Annotated in this window: 19 protein-coding genes; 9 read left to right on the forward strand and 10 right to left on the reverse strand. The window is 67.6% G+C overall.

All coding sequences use genetic code 11. The features are described from left to right. Positions 1–56 precede the first annotated feature (56 nt). Complete coding sequence (locus RD110_RS20220; protein ID WP_076201497.1) at positions 57–773, reverse strand: YebC/PmpR family DNA-binding transcriptional regulator; 717 nt, start codon at positions 771–773, stop codon at positions 57–59. A gap of 297 nt (positions 774–1,070) precedes the next feature. On the opposite strand from RD110_RS20220, the gene RD110_RS20225 reads away from it, so the two are divergent. The 5 genes from RD110_RS20225 (at position 1,071) to RD110_RS20245 (ending at position 7,248) form a co-directional block, all read left to right on the forward strand. Next, positions 1,071–3,188, forward strand: a complete 2,118-nt coding sequence (locus tag RD110_RS20225) for a TCAD7 domain-containing protein (RefSeq protein WP_083686381.1) — start codon at positions 1,071–1,073, stop codon at positions 3,186–3,188. Next, entirely contained in the window at positions 3,185–4,429 is a 1,245-nt protein-coding gene (locus RD110_RS20230) for a hypothetical protein (RefSeq protein ID WP_076201500.1), read from the forward strand. Before RD110_RS20225 ends, RD110_RS20230 begins: the two co-directional genes overlap by 4 nt. A gap of 127 nt (positions 4,430–4,556) precedes the next feature. Continuing rightward, positions 4,557–5,534, forward strand: a complete 978-nt coding sequence (locus RD110_RS20235) for a diacylglycerol/lipid kinase family protein (protein WP_083686383.1) — start codon at positions 4,557–4,559, stop codon at positions 5,532–5,534. Beyond that, positions 5,504–6,415, forward strand: coding sequence for a metallophosphoesterase family protein (locus RD110_RS20240; RefSeq protein WP_239467081.1), 912 nt, complete (start codon positions 5,504–5,506; stop codon positions 6,413–6,415). Before RD110_RS20235 ends, RD110_RS20240 begins: the two co-directional genes overlap by 31 nt. After that, positions 6,415–7,248, forward strand: coding sequence for a phosphatase PAP2 family protein (locus tag RD110_RS20245; protein ID WP_076201507.1), 834 nt, complete (start codon positions 6,415–6,417; stop codon positions 7,246–7,248). Before RD110_RS20240 ends, RD110_RS20245 begins: the two co-directional genes overlap by 1 nt. A gap of 10 nt (positions 7,249–7,258) precedes the next feature. On the opposite strand, the gene RD110_RS20250 is transcribed toward RD110_RS20245, so the two are convergent. The 6 genes from RD110_RS20250 to RD110_RS20275 form a co-directional block, all read right to left on the reverse strand. After that, entirely contained in the window at positions 7,259–8,074 is an 816-nt protein-coding gene (locus RD110_RS20250; protein ID WP_076201509.1) for a phytanoyl-CoA dioxygenase family protein, read from the reverse strand. A 128-nt stretch (positions 8,075–8,202) separates the two neighbouring features. Then, entirely contained in the window at positions 8,203–8,931 is a 729-nt protein-coding gene (locus tag RD110_RS20255; protein WP_076201510.1) for an ABC transporter ATP-binding protein, read from the reverse strand. Position 8,932: 1 nt separating this feature from the next. Then, positions 8,933–9,718, reverse strand: coding sequence for an ABC transporter ATP-binding protein (locus tag RD110_RS20260; RefSeq protein WP_076201512.1), 786 nt, complete (start codon positions 9,716–9,718; stop codon positions 8,933–8,935). A gap of 10 nt (positions 9,719–9,728) precedes the next feature. Beyond that, positions 9,729–10,802 (reverse strand): branched-chain amino acid ABC transporter permease, encoded by a 1,074-nt coding sequence (locus RD110_RS20265; protein ID WP_076201513.1) that lies wholly within the window; start codon positions 10,800–10,802, stop codon positions 9,729–9,731. A 24-nt stretch (positions 10,803–10,826) separates the two neighbouring features. Next, positions 10,827–11,756: a branched-chain amino acid ABC transporter permease gene (locus RD110_RS20270; protein ID WP_076201515.1), complete on the reverse strand. Its 930-nt coding sequence runs from the start codon at positions 11,754–11,756 to the stop codon at positions 10,827–10,829. Between the two features lie 237 nt (positions 11,757–11,993). After that, complete coding sequence (locus RD110_RS20275; RefSeq protein ID WP_076201516.1) at positions 11,994–13,316, reverse strand: replication-associated recombination protein A; 1,323 nt, start codon at positions 13,314–13,316, stop codon at positions 11,994–11,996. A 161-nt stretch (positions 13,317–13,477) separates the two neighbouring features. On the opposite strand from RD110_RS20275, the gene RD110_RS20280 reads away from it, so the two are divergent. Together RD110_RS20280 and RD110_RS20285 are read left to right on the forward strand one after the other, a co-directional pair. Continuing rightward, the gene (locus RD110_RS20280) at positions 13,478–13,924 is read left to right on the forward strand and encodes an SRPBCC family protein (protein WP_076201518.1); all 447 of its coding nucleotides are present in this window, start codon (positions 13,478–13,480) and stop codon (positions 13,922–13,924) included. Positions 13,925–13,935: 11 nt separating this feature from the next. Continuing rightward, positions 13,936–14,391 (forward strand): GNAT family N-acetyltransferase, encoded by a 456-nt coding sequence (locus tag RD110_RS20285; protein WP_076201519.1) that lies wholly within the window; start codon positions 13,936–13,938, stop codon positions 14,389–14,391. Positions 14,392–14,409: 18 nt separating this feature from the next. Here the strand turns inward: RD110_RS20285 and RD110_RS20290 are convergent, their stop codons facing one another. From RD110_RS20290 to RD110_RS20300, 3 genes are read right to left on the reverse strand one after another with little or no spacing between them, the layout of a single operon-like run. Next, positions 14,410–15,123 (reverse strand): GGDEF domain-containing protein, encoded by a 714-nt coding sequence (locus RD110_RS20290; RefSeq protein ID WP_076201521.1) that lies wholly within the window; start codon positions 15,121–15,123, stop codon positions 14,410–14,412. A 39-nt stretch (positions 15,124–15,162) separates the two neighbouring features. Then, complete coding sequence (locus tag RD110_RS20295; RefSeq protein WP_076201522.1) at positions 15,163–16,647, reverse strand: DUF7125 family protein; 1,485 nt, start codon at positions 16,645–16,647, stop codon at positions 15,163–15,165. Further along, a complete protein-coding gene (locus RD110_RS20300) occupies positions 16,644–17,054 on the reverse strand; it encodes a hypothetical protein (RefSeq protein WP_157900260.1) in 411 nt (136 codons plus the stop codon). The genes RD110_RS20295 and RD110_RS20300 overlap by 4 nt, the downstream gene beginning before the upstream one ends. A gap of 188 nt (positions 17,055–17,242) precedes the next feature. Between RD110_RS20300 and RD110_RS20305 the strand changes: the two genes are divergently transcribed. Both RD110_RS20305 and RD110_RS20310 read left to right on the forward strand, forming a co-directional pair. Further along, positions 17,243–17,770 carry a GNAT family N-acetyltransferase gene (locus tag RD110_RS20305; RefSeq protein ID WP_076201524.1) on the forward strand — a complete coding sequence of 176 codons (528 nt, stop codon included), beginning with the start codon at positions 17,243–17,245 and terminating at the stop codon, positions 17,768–17,770. A gap of 94 nt (positions 17,771–17,864) precedes the next feature. Continuing rightward, a complete protein-coding gene (locus tag RD110_RS20310; RefSeq protein ID WP_076201526.1) occupies positions 17,865–18,362 on the forward strand; it encodes a DUF2059 domain-containing protein in 498 nt (165 codons plus the stop codon). Positions 18,363–18,378 lie beyond the last annotated feature (16 nt).

Here is an 18,378-nt window from a genome sequence, read left to right on the forward strand (position 1 = left end):
GTTGCCTTCGATCAAACCGGCCTGGCCCGAACGGCGGCATGCGCCCGCACCGCGGATCAGCCGCCCAGGCCGGCGAAGATGTTCTGTACGTCGTCGTTGGCGTCGATCGCGGCCAGGAAAGCCTCGACCTCCTCGAGTTGCGACGGCGTGAGCTTCGCCGGATCGACCGGGTTCTTGGCCTTGTAGCCGAGCTTGGCCGACAACACGGTGAACCCTTGGGCCGGCAAGGCACGGCTCACCAGGTCCAGGTCGCCCGGATCGGTGAGGAACGTCGTGGTGCCCTCTTCCTCGCCGGGCTCGAAGTCCTGTGCGCCGGCCTCGATCGCAGCCAGTTCCGCATCGGCCGCCGAACCACCCGTAGGCTCGGCCTCGATCATGCCGACATGGTTGAAGTCCCAAGCCACGGATCCAGAGGTGCCGAGGTGGCCCTTGCGGAACAGCACACGCATCTCGGGCGCGGTGCGGTTGACGTTGTCGGTCAGGCATTCGACCATCACCGGCACCTGGTGGGGCGCGAAGCCTTCGTAGATCACGTGCTCGAAGTGCACGGCCTCGCCAGTCAGGCCGGCGCCCTTCTTGATGGCGCGTTCCAGCGTTTCCTTGGGCATCGACACCTTGCGCGCCTGCTCCACCACCAGGCGCAGCCGCGCGTTGGACGCCGGATCGGCTCCGGCGCGCGCGGCGATCATGATGTCCTTGGCGAGTTTGCCGAACATCCGGCCCCTGGCGTTCGCGGCCAGTTCCTTGCCTTTTGCTTTCCACTGCGCGCCCATGTCGTCTTCCTTGAGGTGGCGGCGCCCCAATGCGCCGGCCGAGTTGTGCGGAGGCCCGCGCACGGCCCGGACGGGGCGGCGCGTGGCCGAAGAGGGCCCCGGTTATACACCCAACGCCCGGCCCAGACGCCGAGGCGGCTTTGCGGCACCCCGCCACGGTCGCCTGCATCGCGTACAGCGGCGGAACGCGCCCCCATGATGGGGGATGCCCCGGGGTACACCCGCCTTTACGTCCGCACCGCGGCCGCCTAAAGTTTCACGCGGCGCCGACCCGGCGTTCGCAGGAGGAACATCACCATGTCGTCCGCAGCCATGCAGCCGGCCCCCGCGGGGCGGGCCTATTCCACCGCTTTCACCGCACTCGACGCGTCCCAGACCGGCCAGGCCGCCCTGGACCGCCTGCAAAAGCCCGATGGGAGGCGCGCCAGGCACGTGATCGTGCGCCGCGAGCACAGCGGGTTGGTCTACTTCTATCTCTTCGAAAGCGCGGAAGTGCTCGGGCGCCTGGGGGCCTGCAGCCAACAGGAGAGGGCCCGATCGACGCTGACGATCTTGCTGGACTTGCACGCATCCACCTCGAGCCCGACCGTGGACGAACAGGAGGCGCCGTTCCAGGGCGCGGTGGTCGTGCGCGGCGACAGGGCCCTGGGCTTTGTCGCGCCCGACAGTCCGGAGCCGCCCACACCCGCGAGCCCGCCCATGTCCTTGCCGGATGTGTTGGGCGGACTGGGCGGGCTCGGCGGACTCGGGAAACTGGGAAGGCTGTTCCGGCATCGCAGCAGCCGCGACGCGGCCCGCAGCTTGCCTGATCTGGATGTGTTCGGCGAGGTGTTCAACTCCCGCGAAGCCCCGAGCCGCCAGCTGCCCGATGAAGAAACCGTCGAGTTCAGCGTCCGCGCCGAACCAACGCCAGACTTGCTGCCCGAACCCACGGGCGCGGCGCTGCCCGATGACGCCCCGCCCCTGCCACCGCCTGCGCCGCCCCGATTCTTCAATGCCCGCACGCCGGACCGTGTCGCGTTGAATGCGCAGACCTACGTCATCGTGCAGGTGGCGGGCGAGGCGGCCCAGCCCGCACCCGGCACGGCAGCGGCCAACGCCCCCATCGGCGGTTTCACCGGCGAGTTGACCATCGACGTGCATGCCCCTGGCCTCAAGGCCATCGGGCCGACGACGCTGACCCTGCAGGTGCCGGCCAGCGGCAACTCGGCCAGCCTGCGCTTCGGTTTCATGGCGCAGCAGCCAGGCATCCAGCAAGTCGATGTGATGGCCTGGAACGGCTCCGCGCAGGTGGCCGGCGTGACCCTGCAGATCGCGGTGGCCACCGAAGCGGTCACCGCGGGCGCCAACGAAGCCGTGGGCGACATGGACATGCGCGAGCCCGAGTCCGGCGAGTACACGCTGGACGTGGCGATGGACGCCGAGACGCGGCGCTACCGCTTCCAGCTGCGCAGCGACCGCAAGGACGTCTGGCCGCCGATGTATTCCGAGCCTTTGCTGAATGCTCGGCAGCAGAACTACGACGCGACCATCGCCAATCTCAATGCCCAGGCGCGCAACCTCTATGCGCTGAAGAAGGAAGACCAGGCGGTGTGGCTGCGCGGCATGGGCAACCTGCTGTTCGAGCAACTCGTGCCGGACGGGCTGAAGGCGCTGCTGATCGAGCACAAGCGCAACATCCGCGTGCTCAACATCCTTTCCGAGGCCGATCCGACGCCATGGGAATTGCTGTTCCTGGCCGACCCCGACACGGGCGAGGGTGACTTCCTGGCCGCATCGACGACGGTGGCGCGCTGGCGCTACGGTGCCGGGCCCTGCCGCTCGCTCAAGCGGGCCACCAAGGTGCTGGTGCTGCCCGCCGACGCACCGCCCCAAGCCCAGGCCGAACTGCAACGCCTGCAGACCCTGCTCAACGGTGCGAGCACCATCGGTGATCTCACCAGCCTCAACACGCTGCTGGCCGCTGGCGGCTTCGACCTGCTGCATTTCGCCGCCCACAACGTGAACCTGCCCAATGTGCAAGGCGGCGCCTACGTGCCGTTCGGCCAGCAGCGCTGGGACCTGACCTTCATGGGCGCGGTGCCGCAGAACAAATTCAAGTCGCGGGCGCCGCTGGTCTTCATGAACGCGTGCACCACCTCGGGCACCACCGCGCTCTACACCGAGCTGGCGAGCTGGGCCGATCGCTTCCTCAAGTGTGGCAGCGGCGCCTTCATCGGCACGCTCTGGGAGGTGCGCGACGTCAGCGCGCGGCAGTTCTCGGAGACCTTCTACGACGAGCTGATCAAAGGCCAGACACTCGGCGAAGCGATGCAGGCCGCACGTGCCAAGTTGCGCGCCGCCAATCCCGGCGACCCGACACCGCTGGCCTACACCCTCTACGGCAATCCGCTCGCGCGGCTGGAGCACGCATGACCGAACCGATCCTCGTCATCCATGGCGTCAACAACCATGACTTTCCGCCCTTCCAGAAGCAGGTGGACCAACTCCAGCAAATCCTCGGACAGGGCAAGCGCCTGGTGCCTGTCTATTGGGGCGATCTCGGCGGCCAGTCGACCGACCTGGCCGACTGCCTGCCCGCATTCTCGGATGGTGAATGGCACGTACGCGCGGACGAGGGCGCCTCCCCGTCGCTCAGCCCGCAGGCCGTGCGCGCCCTGGTCGCCCGAGCCGGCCCGCAGCTCGACAATGCACAACGCGCGGACCTCGTCAGCGGCCAGGTGCAGCCCGACTCCTTGGTGCGCGGCGCGCCGGGCGTGCAACCCCACGCCGTGCGCGACGCGGTGGCCGACGAGCTTGGCACCACCCAGGTGCTGCAGCACATCGACGACCCCGAGACCCTGGCCATCGTCGGGCGCGCCATCGACGCCGTGTTGCGGGACTTGCCACACGGTGACGCTGCGCCGACGGTGGCGTCACCTGCCGGGGAATTCGCGGTCGGCGGTGGCTACGCCGTGCGCGGCGGTGACGCGCCCGGAGAGGTCGAAGCGGTCGATACGCGCGCCCTGCTCGACCCGGTCAAGCGCATCGCCGGCCACGTGCTGCACGGCATCGACGAGGCACTCGGCCGCTTCGTCGGCAACCAGCTGGGCCGGCTGAACCAGGACGTGCGCGCGCGCCTGGCGGTACCGATCTCGGCCACGCTGGGCGACATCATGAGCTACCAGCGCCAACCCGATCAAGCCCAGAAAAGGCTGCGTGATGCCCTCGCGCAGTGCGGCCCTGATTGGGGCACCCAGAACAAACCGATCAGCGTGGTCGCACACAGCCTGGGTGGTGTGATCGCCTTCGACGCCGCGGTGAAACCGGCGTCGGAAGACAAACGCCTGTGGATCAGGTCCTTCCTGACCTTCGGCAGCCAGGCCGCCTTCTTCCACATCGTCGATCCCCGCCGCCCCGAACTCGCCACCTACCGACGCGACACACCCGTCAAGCTGCCGCCCAGCATCGGACGCTGGACCAACCTCTGGGACCCGATGGACTTGCTCGCGTTCACGGCAGGCACCGTCTTTCGCCTGGCCGACGGCAGCCAACCCACCGACATCGCCGTGCAGGACACCGCCACCGAGCTGGTCGATGAGAAGGGCTGGGCTCACTCCATCTACTGGGAGTCCGACGAACTGGCCAGCGCGCTGCGCAAGACGCTGGCTTCGTGACTGCACGCGCGTGCCGGTAAGCGCGGCCTACGTGTGACGCAGCGCGCCGATGCAGGCGTGTTCCGACACCGGGACGCGCCGGCGTCCTGACCGGTGCTCCACCCTGCTGCCCTAACATGGCGGGTGAATGTCTTCACCCTCCCCCTCCTCTGCCGCCCGTTCATCCGCGCCCCGACAGGTGCCTGGCGGGCCGCTGTGCCTGGTGCTCAACGCCGCCTCTGGCCACGGTGAGGCGGGCGCCGCTGTCGCGGAGATCGAACAGGCCTGCGCGGCCGCCGGCCGCACGCTGCAGGTTTTCGCCATTGACAAGCGCCATCCGCCGCAGCAGCAGGCAGGCGCCGCCGTGGCCGCGGCGCAGGCCGGCGGCGGCATCGTGGGTGTGGCCGGTGGCGACGGCACGATCAACACCGTGGCCCAGGCCACCCTGGGCAGCGGCTGCGCCTTCGGCGTATTGCCGCAGGGCACGTTCAACTATTTCGCGCGCAACCACGGCATTCCCACGGAGATGGAAGGCGCGCTGCGCGTGCTGCTGAGCCAGCCGCCGCAGCCTGTGCAGGTCGGGCTGGTCAACGACCGCGTGTTCCTGGTGAATGCCAGTCTGGGCGTCTACGCGCAGTTGCTCGAGGACCGCGAGGCCTTCAAGTCCCGCTACGGCCGCAACCGGTTCGTGGCCTTCGGCGCCGCGTTGCGCACGCTGTTCGGCCAGCACCGGCCCTGGGATCTGCGCCTGGCCTGGGGCGGCGAGGTCCATTCGCTGCGCACGGCCAGCCTGTTCGTTGGCAACAACGCCTTGCAGTTCGAGCAGGTGGGCGTGGCCGAGGGCGAGGCGCTGGAAGGCGGCTCGCTCGTCGCGGTGCTGGTGCGGCCCATGCACCGGCTGGCGCGCCTCGGCCTATTGCTGCGCGGCGCGGCGAGCCGGCTCGACGATGCGGAGAAGGTGCAGACTCTGTCGTTCCGCTCGCTGGACGTGGCGCCGAGCCGTGGCGCACTGCGGCGGCGGGTGAAGGTGGCCACCGATGGCGAGGTCGGCTTCATGCAGATGCCACTGCGGTTCCGCGTCGCGCCGGAGCCACTGTGGCTGATCCGCCCGCCGGCGGTTGCATGACCATGGGCGCCGGCACGCTGCTGCATCTGTCGGACACCCATTTCGGCACCGCACAGCCGAAGGTGATCGAGGCGCTGGTCCGCCTGGTGCGCATGCATGCGCCAGGTCAGGCCATCCTTTCGGGCGACGTGACGCAACGCGCCACCGGCGCGCAGTTCGCCGAGGCGCGCGCCTTCGTCGACCGGCTCGCCATCGCGCACTGCATGGCGATTCCCGGCAACCACGACATCCCTCTGCTCGACCTGCCCGCGCGGCTTTTCCAACCTTACGCCCGCTACCGAGCCGCCTTCGGCGACGTGCTCGCACCCGAACTGCAGACGCCGGCCTGGTGCCTGCTGTCGAACAACACCACGCGCTGGTACCGACACAAACACGGCGAGATTTCCCACGCCCAGATCGCTGACACGGCCCGCCGGCTGGCGGTCTCTGTGCAGGCGAACCCGCTGCAGATCCGCGTGGTGGCGGTGCACCAGCCCATCGCGGTGCAACAAGCCGGTGAACGGAAGAACATGTTGCGCGGCGCGGCTTCGGCTGTGAAGGCCTGGGCTGCCGCGGGCGCCGACATCGTGCTCGGCGGCCACATCCACCTGCCCTTCGTCGTGCCGCTGCACCGCCGCGCGCCATGGCTTCCCGCCACGCCGAACGGTGCGGCGCCGCGCCCCATGTGGGCCGTGCAGGCGGGTACCGCCGTCTCTTCGCGCACCCGGCCCGGCGCGCCGAATTCGGTGAACCTGCTGCGGGCCGACTGCACCGCAACCCGGAGACGCTGCGCGGTCGAGCGCTGGGACTACCTGGCCGATGCCGATGCCTTCGTGCTGGTCCATACGGATCTGCTCGAGCTGGCTGCGCCGCTTTCTGAACACACTTCCAACAGCTTCTGATGCTGGCCAGCCCATCCCAATGGATCGCCATCGGTGAACAGCTTGGCCTGCACGCCTGGCCGCTGTTTCTCGGCTTGCTGCTGCTTGCCACCTGCACCACAGGCGGCATCACCGCCTGGCTGGCCCACGGCGGACCCGCACCGAGCGACACCAGCCAGCCGGTGCGCAGTGGCTTCCTGCAGCGGCTCGGCCCGCGCGTGGTGGGGAGTTTCGCGCTGCTGCTGTTCACGGCAGCCGTGTTCTCGGGCATCGCCCGGCTGCTCGGCGACGGGGGCACGCTGCAGCTGGCGGACGAGGCTCTGAGCCGCACTGTGGCCACCCGCGCGCCGGCGGCGGCCCTGGCGGCGTTCGGCTGGCTCACACATTTCGGCGAGCCGCTGGTGCTGACCGTGCTCGGCGTTGCCGTGGCCGGGCTGCTGTGGCGAAGCGCCCACCGCGGCCTGGCGCTGGGCTGGGTGGCGGCGGTGGGCGGCAACGCCGTGCTCAATCCGCTGTTGAAGCAGGTGTTCGAACGTGCGCGGCCTCTGCATCTGGACATCGCCACGCCCGCGCAAGGCTTCAGCTTCCCCAGCGGCCACAGTTCGGGGGCCATGGTCACCTACGGCATGCTCGCCTACTTGGCCTGGCGCCTGCTTCCGCCGCGCTGGCACGTGGCCGCGGCCATGGGCGCCACCGCCGTGATCCTCACCACCGCCGCCAGCCGGGTGTTCCTGCGCGTGCATTTCGCCAGCGACGTGGTGGCGGGGCTGTGCTCGGGTGCGGCCTGGCTGGTGCTGTGCATCGCCAGCATCGCGTTCGCACGGCGGCGCGGCGAACGCCGGGCGGCGGCCTGAGCCGACTGACTCAATACACCCGCGGAAACAACACGTCGTCCATCACCGCCCCATCCGCCAGCCGCTCGGTCAAGCCCGGAAAAGGCGGCGACGTGCGCCAGGGCCGTGGTGCGTGGCGCATGTCGTCGCCGAGGTAACGCGCGGAGAACACGCGGCGCCGCGCGGCGGGGCCGACGCCGCTGGAGGCGTGCAGGCTCAACATGTGGAAGGCCAGCACGTCGCCGGGCGCCATGGCCCAGGCCAGTTGGCGAAACCGCAGGGGATCGGCATCGATGTCGGGCAACTCGGCCAGCGTGCCGTCGGGAAACCACTTGGCCTGCTGGTCGCGGAAGCTGCGCGGCATGTACCAGGTGCCGGCGTGGGATCCGGCCACCAGGCGCAGCGTGCTGGCCAGCGGCACCGCATCGACCGGGATCCAGAAGCTCACGTTCTGCCGGCCGCTCACGTTGTAATAGGGCTGGTCCTGGTGCCATGGCGTGGGCTGGCGCGTGCCGGCTTCCTTGACCAGCAGATGGTCGTGGTAGAGCCGCACGGTCTCGCTTTGCATGAGCTGCGCCGCCACGTGCGGCAGCGCGGACGCGAACAGGATCTCGCGGTAGGACGGGTTGTGCTGCCAGGTGCAGAAGTCCTCGACGAAACGGCCCGGGTCGTCGGGTTGGCTGGCGACGGCAGCCAGCGGGCCGGGATGGGCGAGGTTGTGTTCGATGCCTTCGGCCAGCCGCGCCACCTCCGCCGCGTCGAGCACACCGCGCAGGATCACGGCACCATCGTGGGCGTAGTCGGTGATGGCGTCAGGGGGCAGTCGGAAGACTTTGGGTGTAGGCATGTCGATGGAATGCCCTTCGACAAGCTCAGGGCCAACGGATGACTTGCGCCTCGACAGGGTTCCGCCGTTCGGGCCGAGCCCGTCGAAGCCTTGTCCGGCCCTTCGACAGGCTCAGGGCGAACGGGGGATCATTCGCCGAGGTAAGCGGCGCGGACCTTCGGATCGTTCAGCATCTGCTTGGCTTCGCCACTCATGGTGATGATGCCCGACTCCATCACGTAACCGCGGTTGGCGATGCCGAGCGCGCGGCTGGCGTTCTGCTCGACCAGCAGCACGGTCACGCCCTGGGCGTACACGTCCTTGATGACCTCGAAGATCTTGTCGACCATGATCGGCGACAGGCCCATGGAGGGTTCGTCGAGCAGCAGCACGCGCGGGCGGCTCATGAGCGCGCGGCCCATGGCCAGCATCTGCTGTTCGCCACCGGACATGGTGCCGGCGAGCTGGTCCTTGCGTTCGCGCAGCCGCGGGAAGATGTTGAACATCTTCTCGATGTCGGAGGCGATGCCGCCCTTGTCGCTGCGGATGTAGGCGCCCATCAGCAGGTTCTCGGTGATGGTCATGCGCGCGAACACACCGCGGCCTTCGGGCACCATGGCCAGGCCGAGCTTGACCAGGTCCCACGCGCCGCGACCCTTGATGCTCTGGCCGAGGTACTGGATGTCGCCGGCCACGAAGGGCAACGAACCGGTGATGGCCTTCATGGTGGTGGTCTTGCCGGCGCCGTTGGAGCCGATCAGCGAGACCAGTTCGCCTTCGCGGACTTCGAAGTCCACGCCCTTGACGGCCTGGATGCCGCCATACGCCACCTGCAGGCCGTTGACCTTCAGCAGCACGTCTTTGTTTGTGGTTGCCATCTCAGTGTCCTCCGGTACCGAGATAAGCCTCGATCACTTTTTCATTCTTCTGCACGTCGGCGGGTGTGCCTTCGGCAATCTGCTTGCCGTAGTCGAGCACGGTGACGCGGTCGCACAGGCCCATGATCAGCTTCACGTCGTGTTCGATGATCAGGATGGTGCGGTTGTCGTTGCGGATGCGGTCGATGAGTTCGCGCAGCATCACCTTCTCGGTGGCGTTCATGCCGGCCGCGGGCTCGTCCAGGGCGATGAGCTGCGGATCGGTGGCCAGGGCGCGCGCGATCTCCAGACGGCGCTGGTCGCCGTAGCTCAGCGTGCGCGACTTGTAGTCGGCGAACTTGCCGATGCCGACGTAGTCGAGCAATTCCTGCGCCCGTTGGGCGATCTCGAGTTCTTCCTTCTTGAAGCGGGGCGTGCGGAACACCGCACCCAGCAGGCCGGAGCCGGTGCGGATGTGGCGGCCGACCATCACGTTTTCCAGCGCCGTCATCTCGGCGAACAACCGAATGTTCTGGAAGGTGCGCGCGATGCCCGCCTTGGCCACTTCGTGCACGGCGGTGGGTTGGTAGGGCTTGCCGGCGAGTTCGAAGCTGCCGGCGTCCGGCGTGTAGAGCCCGGTGATCACGTTGAAGAACGTGGTCTTGCCGGCGCCATTGGGGCCGATCAGGCCATACACCTGGCCGCGCTCGATGGTGATGCCGACATCGCTCAGCGCCTGCAGGCCGCCGAAGCGCTTGGAGATGCCACCGACCTTGAGAACAACATCTTTTCGTAGGGTTTCGCTCATGTTGTGCTCCTTACTTGGCTTGCAGCGATTTGCCGTGATCGGGCGCGGGCCACAGGCCGCGCGGACGCACCAGCATCACCACGATCATGGCCAGCGCGATGAGCAGCTGGCGCAGGATGGCGGAGTCGAGCCGGCCGCCGGTCATGGCCTGCAGCGGGCCGGCCACGTAGCGCAGCACCTCGGGCAGGGCCGACAGCAGCACCGCGCCCAGGATCACGCCGGGCAGGTGGCCGATGCCGCCGAGCACGACCATGGCGACGATCATCACCGACTCCATCAGGCTGAACGATTCGGGCGAAACGAAGCCCTGGAAGGCGGCGAACATGGTGCCCGACACGCCGCCGAAGGTGGCGCCCATGCCGAAGGCCAGCAGCTTCATGTTGCGGGTGTTGATGCCCATGGCCTTGGCGGCGATCTCGTCCTCGCGGATGGCCATCCAGGCGCGGCCGATGCGGGAGAGCTGCAGCCGGTGGCAGATGATCACGCTCACCACCACCAGCACCAGGAACAGGTAGTAGTACAGCGACACCGACGACAGCGTGTAACTGCCGATGTCGAGGTTCTTGCCGAGGTCCAGGCCGAAGAACTTGATGGAGTCGATCTGGCCCAGGCCCTTGGGGCCGTTGGTGATGTTGATCGGGTGGTCCAGGTTGTTCATGAACACGCGGATGATTTCACCGAAGCCGAGCGTCACGATGGCCAGGTAGTCGCCGCGCAGCTTCAGCGTGGGCGCGCCCAGCAGGATGCCGAACAGCCCCGCCAGCCCCGCCCCGAGCGGCACGATGAGCCACAGCGGCGAATGCAGGCCGTTGGGGAACATCGCGGCGAAGGCCGGGAAGTTGTCGCTGAGCTGCGGCGACGCCATCAGGCCGAACATGTAGGCGCCGACGGCGAAGAAGGCCACATAGCCCAGGTCGAGCAGGCCGGCGTAGCCGACCACGATGTTCAGGCCCAGGGCCAGCAGCACGTACAGCAGCGCCATGTCGGCGATGCGCACCCAGGCGTTGCCGAAGCCTTGCAGGATCAGCGGCAGCACGAGCAGCGCGACCGCGCCGATGAGCAATTTGGTATTGGTTGATTTCATGTCGATGTTCCTCGATCGATCTCGTCAGGCCCGGTCGGCCACGCGTTCACCCAGCAGGCCGGATGGGCGCAGCGTGAGGATGATGATCAGCACGATGAAGGCGAAGATGTCGGAATAGTTGGAGCCGAATACGCCGCCGGTGAGCACGCCAATGTAGCCCGAGCCGATGGACTCGATGAGCCCCAGCAGGATGCCGCCGACCACCGCGCCGGCCAGGTTGCCGATGCCGCCGAACACCGCCGCCGTGAACGCCTTCAGACCGGGCAGGAAGCCCATGGTGTGCTGCACGGTGCCGTAGTTGGAGGCATACATCACACCGGCGATGGTGGCCAGCACCGCGCCGATGACGAAGGTGGCGGAAATCACCATGTCGGGCTTCACGCCCATCAAGGCCGCCACGCGCGGATTCTCGGCCGTCGCCCGCATCGCGCGTCCGAGCTTGGTGTAGTTGACCAGCCACATCAGCACGGCCAGGGACACCGCCGTGAGCCCGAGGATCAGGATCTGCGTCGGCGTGATCACCGCGCCGCCGATCTGCAGCGGCGCACTCGGCAGCAGCGTGGGGTACGGCTTGTAGTTCGGCTTCCAGATGATCATGGCCAGCGTCTGCAGCAGGATCGACATGCCGATCGCGGTGATCAGCGGTGCGAGCTTGGGGCTGTTGCGCAGCGGCCGGTAGGCCACCTTCTCGATCACGAAATTGAGCACCGATGCCACCACGCAGGAGATGATCAGCGCGACGAACAACACCAGCCAGCCAGGGGAAGTGGGCCAGGCGTCGCGCATCAGGCCGATGATCGTCCAACTCGTGAGCGCCCCGACCATCAGCACCTCGCCGTGCGCGAAATTGATCAGGTTGATGATGCCGTACACCATGGTGTAGCCCAGGGCCACCAAGGCGTACATGCTGCCCAGGACCAGACCGTTGATGATCTGCTGTAGCAATATTTCCATAAAGAATTACTCCGTTTTTGTGATGTGCCAGAAGACCTCGAACGCCACCGGGCCTGGATCCGGCGGACTTCCTTTTGGGCACGAAGGTTTATCTAGCAAAAAACCCGCCAGGGTGTGCATTGGCGGGTTCCGGGCGGATTGTATCCACGCCGCATGGACCCCAAATAGCGGGTTTGGCCGGGGTTTACCCTTGAAAAAACGGCACGCGCGGGCCGCATTCACCGGATTGCCATGGCATTAGTCGGTGTGATGGTTGCGGCGTTTGAGTTCGTCCAGCTTATCGGCGATGCGGATTTCCAGGCCACGCGGCACCGGCCGGTAGAAACCCGGCGGCGGCATGCCTTCTGGCAGGTAGTTCTCGCCCGCCGCGAATCCGCCCTCCTCGTCATGCGCGTAGCGGTAGCCTTTGCCGTAGTCCAGCTCCTTCATGAGCTTTGTCGGTGCATTGCGAAGGTGCATCGGCACCGGACGGGTGCCATCCTTCTTCACGAAGGCCCGGGCTTCGTTGAAAGCCTTGTAGACGGCGTTCGATTTTGGTGCCACGGCCAGGTAGACCACGCACTCGGCCAATGCCAGCTCCCCTTCGGGCGTGCCCAGCCGTTCGTAGACGTCGGCCGCGTCCAGGGCCAGGCGCAGGGCCCGCGGGTCGGCCAGGCCGATGTCTTCGCTGGCCATGCGAATGAAGCGCCGCGCCATGTAGCGCGGGTCCGCGCCGCCGTCGAGCATGCGCACGAACCAGTACAGCGCCGCGTCCGGATCGCTGCCGCGCACGGATTTGTGCAGCGCGCTGATGGTGTCGTAGAACTGCTCGCCGCCCTTGTCGTAGCGGCGCATGCGTTCACCCAGCACGCGCAGCAGCCAGACGTCGTCGATCTGCGCCAGTTGCTCCTGCTGCGCCGCCACAGCCAGGGTTTCCAGGGTGTTGAGCAGCCGGCGCGCATCGCCGTCGGCATAGGCCACGAGGCGATCCACCGCCACGGCCTCGATCGCCGGCACCGCCTGGATCGCCTGCGCCTTGGTCACGATCTGCTTCAGGTCGTCTTCGGACAGCGGCTGCAGCACATACACCGCGGCGCGCGACAACAGGGCAGAGTTGACCTCGAACGATGGGTTCTCGGTGGTGGCGCCGATGAAGGTGAACAGCCCGCTCTCGACGTGCGGCAGGAACGCATCCTGCTGGCTCTTGTTGAAGCGGTGCACCTCGTCGACGAAGACGATGGTGCGCTGCTGCATCAGGCCGTCGCGCGCCGCCTGCGCCTGCTCCACCGCCTCGCGGATGTCCTTCACCCCGCCCAGCACCGCGCTGATGGTGATGAACTGCGCATCGAACGCGTCCGCCATGAGCCGCGCGATGGTGGTCTTGCCCACGCCCGGCGGGCCCCACAGGATGCAGGAATGCGGCTGGCCCGACTCGAACGCGATGCGCAGCGGCATGCCCTCGCCCAGCAGTTGCTGTTGGCCGATGACTTCGCCCAGGGTGTGCGGACGCAGGCGCTCGGCCAGCGGCTGGTGCGCCGCGGCGAGGGTTTTAGGAGGTTTGGCGGGTGGGCGGGTGGACATGGCGGGCCCGGCTGGAAGAACGAGGCGATGGGATGATACCGGGCGCCCGGGATCTGCCACGCGCGCCGACCAGCGGTGCAAAGCCCCCTGTCGATTTCGCCGCCCGTCTTCGTCGTACAGTCAGAGGCCCGTCCTCTGCTTTCAAACCAAGGATCGAAAACATGACCACGACCCACACCGTCCGCCTGCACCGCGTGATCCGCGCCACGCCCGAACGCATCTACCGCGCCTTCCTCGATGCCGACGCCATGGCCAAATGGCTTCCGCCGCATGGCTTTACCGGCAAGGTGCACCACATGGACGCCAGGCTCGGCGGCAGTTACCGGATGTCGTTCACCAACTTCACCAATGGCCAGAGCCATGCGTTCGGCGGCGACTACCTGGAACTGGTGGCGAACGAAAAGATCCGCTACAGCGCAACATTCGACGACCCGAACCTGCCGGGCGAGATGCAGACCACGGTCACGCTGCGCCCGGTATTCTGCGGCACCGAGCTCCACGCGGTGCAGGAAGGCATTCCCGCGATGATCCCGGCCGAGGCCTGCTACATGGGCTGGCAGGAATCCCTCACGCTGCTGATGCAACTGGTCGAGCCCGAAATCAAGTAGGCGGGAAACCGATGACATCAGCCGACCACAGCGAGTCAGCCATGGACCCTTACGACATCTCCGACGACGCCGCCCGGCTGGACATCGACGCCATCCACGCCTACCTGACACGCAGCTATTGGTCGCCCGGCATCCCCAGGGACCTGGTGGCACGCGCCGTCCAGGGCGCGCTGTGTTTCGGCGTGTATTGCCAAGGCAGCCAGGTCGGTTTCGCACGCGTGATCACCGACCGTGCGACCTTCGCCTACCTGTCCGACGTGTACATCCTCGAGCCGCACCGCGGACGGGGTTTGTCGAAGCGATTGATGGCCGCCGTATTCGCGCATCCGGCCCTGCAGGGCCTGCGCCGCTTCATGCTGGCGACCAAGGATGCGCATGGCCTGTACCGGCAATTCGGTTTTGCCGAGGTGGCACGGCCCGAGCGGCTGATGGAGATATTGAACCCGAACGCCCACCTCGGGCCCTGATCTCGAGGTCTTCGCTCGCTATGGCGCCCTGCGCCGCTTGGCCCGGTACATCGCTGCATCGGCGCAGGCAATCAGGGCTTCGGGCTCGGCGCCCTCGTCGGGATAGATGCAGATGCCGACGCTGACGGACAGGTGCAGTTCATGCCCGTTGACCAGCATGGAGGCCGACATGGCCAGGCTCAGCTTGTCGGCCACCCGCACGGCGTCGGCCTTCTGGGCCACGTCCGCGAGCAGAATCAGGAACTCATCGCCGCCATGGCGGCTCACGGTGTCCACGTCCCTCACCGAACCGGTCAGGCGACGCGCCGTCTGGCGCAGCACGTCGTCGCCGGCGGCGTGACCCAGGCTGTCGTTGATCTGCTTGAAGCCATCCAGGTCGATGAACAGCAGCGCCAGCCGCGTGTGCTGCCGCCTGGCCTTGGCGATGGCCTGGGTGAAGCGGTCGAGCATCAGCGCGCGGTTCGGCAGCTGCGTCAGGCCATCGAGTTCGGCCGAGCGCGCCAGCGCGTCCAGCGCCTGCAGCGCGGAATCGGTCTGGTCCTTTTGCTGCATCGCCGCCACGACCAGGCGCGCGTTGGCCTCGCGCAGCTGCGCGGAATCACCCTGGTCGAGCCGGGCGCGTGCGGTGGAGATCTGCGCGTGCAGGGCGGCCAGCACGCCGCGTGCGTAGGTGACCTGGCGCACCAGGGAGGCCAGTTCGGCAGCGGCTCGCTGCGCAGCGCCATCATCCATGAAACCTCCTGGCGGGCGCGTGGCTGCTTGCGGCCCGGATCAACCGCGAGTGCGCCCCGGATCGCTGGGCCCGGGGCTTCGGTAGGTCGGCCTGCCGCCGAGCAGGCCTTCGCGGTCGGAGAGCATCTCGCCGATGTGGATGCCCGCACCATCGATGCGGAACAGCCGCATCTCGTCGGAATGCGCGCTGGCCCGGATCTTCACCACCGCGATCATGCGGCGCAGCCGGCTGTCGACCTCGATGTAGCGTTGCACGATGATGACGTCGGTGAGGAAGGCCGTGCCGTAGGGGCTGAAGCGCAGGTCGGTGTAGCGGTCTTCGAGCTCGGAGGTCATCAGCACCGTGACGCCGGTGCTGGCCAGCGCCGTCACCAGCCTCGAAAGGGATTCTCGGAAATCGTCGCGAAAGGTGGGGGCCAGCGCCAATTCGAAGCCCGACAGCGAGTCGATCACCACCCGCGTCGCCTTGAGCCGCTGGATTTCCGCCTGCAGCAACAGCACGATTTCATCGATCGAAAGATCGGGCGCGCGGCTGTCGACGATGCCCACCGAACCGCTGGCGATGAGATCGGCCAGCAGCCGGTTGCGCGTGCCGCTGGGCTGCTGCTCGAACGCCGCAATGACGCCGGTCTCCCCCTGCCGCGCCCCCTCGGCCAGGAAGGCTGCGGCCAGAATGCTCTTGCCCGAGCCCGAAGGCCCGGCGACCAGCACCGAGTAGCCGCGCGGCAGCCCGCCGCCGAGCATCTCGTCGAGCGCAGGCACGCCGATGGAGATCCGGCTTGCGTCCGGCACGGCCACTGCGGCGGGAGAGGACGCCGTGGCCTGCCCCACGGGTGCGAACACCTGGATGCCGTCCGGGCCGATGCGAAAGGTGTGCAAGCCCGGCAGCGTGGGCTGCCCGCGCATCTTCAGGATTTCCATCTTGCGCACCATGGAGTTGCGCTGCACGCTCTGGCGCACCCAGATCAGGCCGTCGGCCACGGTAAAGACCGGGTTGGCATCGGTCTCGTTGAAATACTCGCCGATCAGGAAGGTGGTGGCTTGCCAGCTCGTCATGAGCATGCCGAGCTGCTGCACGAAGCGCTGCAGTTCATTGCCCGGCTTGCCCTTGACCTGGCTGGCCAGCACCACCGAGCGGAAGGAATCGACGAAGACCAGCGATGGACTGCGCGCCTGCACTTCGGAGCTGATCTTCTCGAGCACCACGTCCAGGTCGCCGGCCACGGTTTCGTCGGACAGGTTGATGAACCGGATCGAATCGTTGACCTTGCCGCTGTCGAAAAAGCTGAACTGCTGCTGGTAGCGCAGCATCTTCAGCGGCGGCTCGCCGAGCACGGTGAAGTACAGCGCCGGGCGCTCGGGCGTGGCCAGCGCAAACATCATCTGGTGCGCGAGCGTGGTCTTGCCGCAACCCGGCGGGCCGGCGATCAGGTTGAACGAGAACTCCGGCAGGCCGCCGCCGAGCACTGCGTCCAGGCCAGGCACGCCGGTGGCGAGCCGGTTGATTTCTACTTTGGTCTTCATTTCGATTTGTCCTGCACGGGCGAGCCGCTGAATTCGGGGGACCACAGCGTGCCGAGCAGGCGCTGGGTCAGGGATCGACCGATCAGGCTGTTCAGCAATTCGTGGAAGGTTTCGAGCGACGCATCGGTGGCCGCGGCCGCGGTATCGGCAGACTGCTGCACCAGCATCCTGCGCAGCGGTTGGAAGCTCACCGGTTCGGTGTCTTCCAGGGCCTGCAGCAGGCAGGGATGGGTTCGGCCGGCGACGGTCAGCGTGCGCCGGTACAGCGCCGCCAGGCCGCGCTGGCCCAGCACCGGCGTGAGCGCATCGACGATGTTGCCCCACCGGGCCACGGCCGCGGCGGCAACGAAGCCGGCGCCGCCGCTAGGGTCCTCTCTGGGGTCGTCTCTGGATTCTGTTCGGCTCATGGGGCAGGCCTTTCGCAGGGGGGCCTGTAAGGCAAAGGTGGATGCCTTTCGGAGTTTCGTCCCTTCCCGCAGTGCCGTCTGTGCGTTGCCGCACCAACAGCCAGCCCTTACAGTACGTTGCCCTCGCCACCGCCTGGCCGCGATCGCGCACTGACTGTCGCTCTCCGGCCCGACAAGAAAGCTTCGCCATGTCCGTCCAACGCCTCGTTCCCAGCCACGCAACCGCCTACCGCGCATTGATGCTGAAGGCCTATGCCGACCACCCGGACGCCTTCACTTCCAGCGTGGCCGACCGCGCCGCGCTGCCGCTGGCCTGGTGGGCGGCACGGCTGGAGCCGGCGGCGGACGCTGGTGAATGCGTGTTCGGGTGGGTCGAAGGCGGCCACATCCTCGGCGTGGCCGGCCTGTCTTTCGAAACCCGCGAGAAGACGCGCCACAAGGCCACGTTGTTCGGCATGGTGGTCGGCGAACAGGCCCGCGGCCGGGGCCTCGGCCGGCAACTGGTGCAGGCCGTGCTGGCCCACGCGCGCGCACGGCCCGGCCTGCGCGTCCTCCAGCTCACCGTGACAGAGGGCAACCAGGCGGCGATCGCCCTCTACCAAGGCTGCGGCTTCGAGGCCTACGGCACCGAGCCGCTGGCCGTGCGCGTCGGCGACGGGTTCGTGGCCAAGGTGCACATGTGGTGCGATCTCGCAAAGAACGCGCCGGCACCCTGATACCACCCCTTTACACGTCCAATTGCCCTCCGGCGGGCGCGGCCAGGGCGCAGGCTGCTATTCTTTCTATATGCCGACATCCCATTTCCTCGCCATGCGCAAAACCCTGCTCGCCCTCGCCTTGCTCACCGCCACCCTGGCCTGCCGGGCCGAGCCGCCCAGCACCGAATCCGTGGAGGCGCTGCTGGTGGCGACCAAGAGCGAAGCCATCATGGAGTCGGTCAACGCGAACATGGAAAACACCTTGCGCCAGGGCATGGCCCAGACGCTGGCCGGCCGCAAGGTCACGCCGCAGCTGCAGCGCTTCCTGGACAAAGCGCCGCGCCAGTTCGCCGAAGCCATGAAGGAGGAAATGTCCTGGGCCACGTTGAAGCCGCTGTACGTGCAGCTCTACCAGGAAAGCTTCACCCAGGAAGAGGTGGACGGCCTGGTGGCCTTCTACCGCAGCCCGGCCGGCGAGGCACTGACCAACAAGATGCCGATCGTGATGCAGAAGACCATGGCCCTGGTGCAATCGCGCGTGGCGCCGATGATGGAGAAGATGCGCATCGCCACCGCGCGGGCGATGGCCGAGGCGCAGTCCAGCAAATAGAGGCGCCGTGCGGCAC

This window comes from Rhodoferax koreense (assembly GCF_001955695.1).
In the GTDB taxonomy this organism is placed as follows: domain Bacteria; phylum Pseudomonadota; class Gammaproteobacteria; order Burkholderiales; family Burkholderiaceae_C; genus Rhodoferax_B; species Rhodoferax_B koreensis.